General features: G+C 60.4%; 2 protein-coding genes and 1 pseudogene. 2 read left to right on the top strand and 1 reads right to left on the bottom strand.

What is annotated here, in order from left to right:
* Together AC6RA8_RS22105 and AC6RA8_RS22100 are read left to right on the top strand one after the other, a co-directional pair.
* A partial coding sequence (locus AC6RA8_RS22105; RefSeq protein ID WP_500355942.1) for a hypothetical protein occupies nt 1-939 on the top strand: 939 nt, incomplete at its 5' end.
* Entirely contained in the window at nt 932-2,335 is a 1,404-nt protein-coding gene (locus AC6RA8_RS22100) for a polysaccharide biosynthesis/export family protein (protein WP_500355940.1), read from the top strand. The genes AC6RA8_RS22105 and AC6RA8_RS22100, both read left to right, overlap by 8 nt.
* Nucleotides 2,336-2,350: 15 nt before the next feature.
* Here the strand turns inward: AC6RA8_RS22100 and AC6RA8_RS22095 are convergent.
* Nucleotides 2,351-2,538: pseudogene (locus tag AC6RA8_RS22095) on the bottom strand (hypothetical protein); the annotation flags it as partial.

Below are 2,538 nucleotides of genomic sequence, written 5' to 3'. Positions count from 1 at the left end.
TCGCAGTCGGCACTTGCCCTGCGCGGTCAGTTGCAACAGCTTGAAGCCATCGCGGAAACCCACGCGCAGGTTTATCGCGACTACCTCCAGCGTCTCGAAGTCACCATGCAGCAACAGGGCTTCCCGATCGCTTCAATCAAGGTGATATCGCCCGCGGAAATCCCACGTGATGCCTCGAGCCCAAGAAAGAAAATGATGCTGGCCGCAGGCATTTTTCTGGGTGGCTTGATCGGCGTGATGATCGGGACATTGCGGGAGATTTCGGCCAAGCCTGCCCGCACGGTTTCTGAACTGCGCCGAAATGCCGGACTGCGTTGTGCCGGGCTGTTGCCGCGGCGCCGCAGCCTCAAGGATAAAGGCGCACTGAATGCACGCAAACGCACGTTGGAGCGGCTGGCCCAAGCCTGTGATAGCACCGTGCTACAGAACCAGGGGCGGCTTGTGGCAATAGCACCATTGCTGCCCGGGCTTGAAAAGCCAAGCGCTATGCCCGCCGAACTTGCAGCGCATCTGTCGCGCGGCGGAGCGCGGCGCGTATTGCTGATCTTTGAAGACGAGGCACAGATATCGCCGGCGACGCATGCCGAGACAGGTCTTGAGGTTGTGGCGCTTCGTAGCGTGGTGGATGGCATTGAGGTTTCGGGCGGCGATTTCAGCCCGATCGCCCGCCGTCTGCGCGAGGAATTCGATGTGGTTCTCCTTGCACTGCGTCCCATCGCAGACGCATATCGGTCAGATCCTCATGCTTGGGCCTATGATACGACGCTGCTGCGGATACCTTGGGGTAAGGTGTCGCCGGAGTTCATAACCGATGCACTGGCAGATCATCCGAGATTCCGCGATGCACTTTCCACTACAGTGTTGGAGGATGCCGAACTCACGGTCGCGCGGAAATACATGAGCTCGGGCAGCTATGAGGAGCTTGAGATCAATGCGTGAGGTGCGGGTTTTCTGGCGCACCAAGCTGCGGGCTGTGGCTGCGACCCTCATGATCGCGGCTCTTTCTGGCATTGTGCCGTTGAAGTCGCATGCCCAGACCGGGACCGGGGCAGTTGAGAGCCAGACATTAGCACCGCAACAGGTCATCGATATCCGGATCGGCCGCTGGGATCCGGTTCAGGAGACATACAGTGACTGGCCTGCAGTCGGTGGGGCCTATCCAATCAGTACAAGCGGAACCGTGACACTTCCCCTTGTTGGCACACTGACGGTGGTCGGTATGAAACCCGATGATCTGGCAATGCAGATCTCTGATCAGCTCCAGGTGGGTGTTGGTCTGCGCGGCAATGTTGAGGTCGTGGTCAGCATTGCAGAATTTGCCCCGATTTACGTGTTGGGCGATGTGCGCGCGCCAGGTGTCTACCCCCATGCGCCGCAGTTGACCGTTCTGCAGGCACTCAGCCTGGCCGGAGGCATCGACGGCCCGGGCACTGCTTTCGTGCAAGGTGAAAGCAGTGCGTTGAATGCGCTAGGCAACTACAGGGTTCGCGAGCTTGAGCTGTTGCGGCGGCTGGCGACACTCTCTCGTCTGCAAGCCGAGGAAGCCGAGACGGAGATGACCCCGCCCGAAGAGCTTACGGCCTCATCGCTGGGTGCTGAGTTGATCGCGGAGGAGCGCAGAATTATGGCGGCGCGGCAATCAGCCTTTGGTTCCAGCCTTGCGCAGATCGACGATCTGGACGTTTTGCTGCGGGAACGCATCGCTCGTCTGAACGCGCAGGCCGAGTTGCGTGAAAAGCAACTTGGCCTGCTGGAAGGCGAGCTTCGGGACGCCGCAAGCCTTGTCGAACGCGGTCTGTCGACCACCTCGCGCCAGAGCGCGCTTCAGCGCCAAGTGACGGATCAACAGGTGCGGTTGCTCGAAGTGGAAACCGCCCGGCTGAATGCTGAGCAGCGCCTTAACGAAGCGCGCCGCGACCGCCTTGATCTGGTTAACGAACGCAGCCGCGAATTGGTACAGGGACTACAGGATCAGCGTGCGGCCATCGGAGAGCTTAGGCTTCGCATGGAAACTGACGCTGCGCTGTTCGCTGACGCCACTCGAACGGGCACGGGACTTGTGCAGCTTTCCGCACTCGTAGCGCCGCAGTTGCAGATTACCCGGCAGAGGCCGGAGGGGCCGGTGACGTTCCCTGTTGGACGGGGCGATTTCATCCAAGGCGGTGACGTATTGGAGGTCGTGCTGGACATACCGGGTCCAAACGATGCGATTCCTGTGCGCAGGTTCTCTGAACCGGCAACCTTATCACCGAGGGTCGAGGCGGCGCCATCTGCTGATCCAGAAACCGCACTGGACCAGGCTGAAAGCGTCAGGAAAGGCCTTCCTCCGTCCTGAACACCGGAGGGCTGGTCAGTGCTGAGGTTCCGGCACGGGCGCTCGAAGAATGTCGACAAGCTGATTGATTTGCCAGTCCGGCACCATTTCGGCACGGGCAGCGTGATCGCGGGCAGCTTTCGATGCGCGATCGTAGGCACTGGTGTCGTGCCAAAGATGCCGAAGCCGGTCAGCCCATGTCTCGATCGGTGCATCTTTGTCCA

It is taken from the genome of Tateyamaria sp., assembly GCF_059783535.1.
The sequence above is the reverse complement of the archived record's forward strand: the minus strand, read 5'-3'. Positions and strand labels throughout refer to the sequence as shown.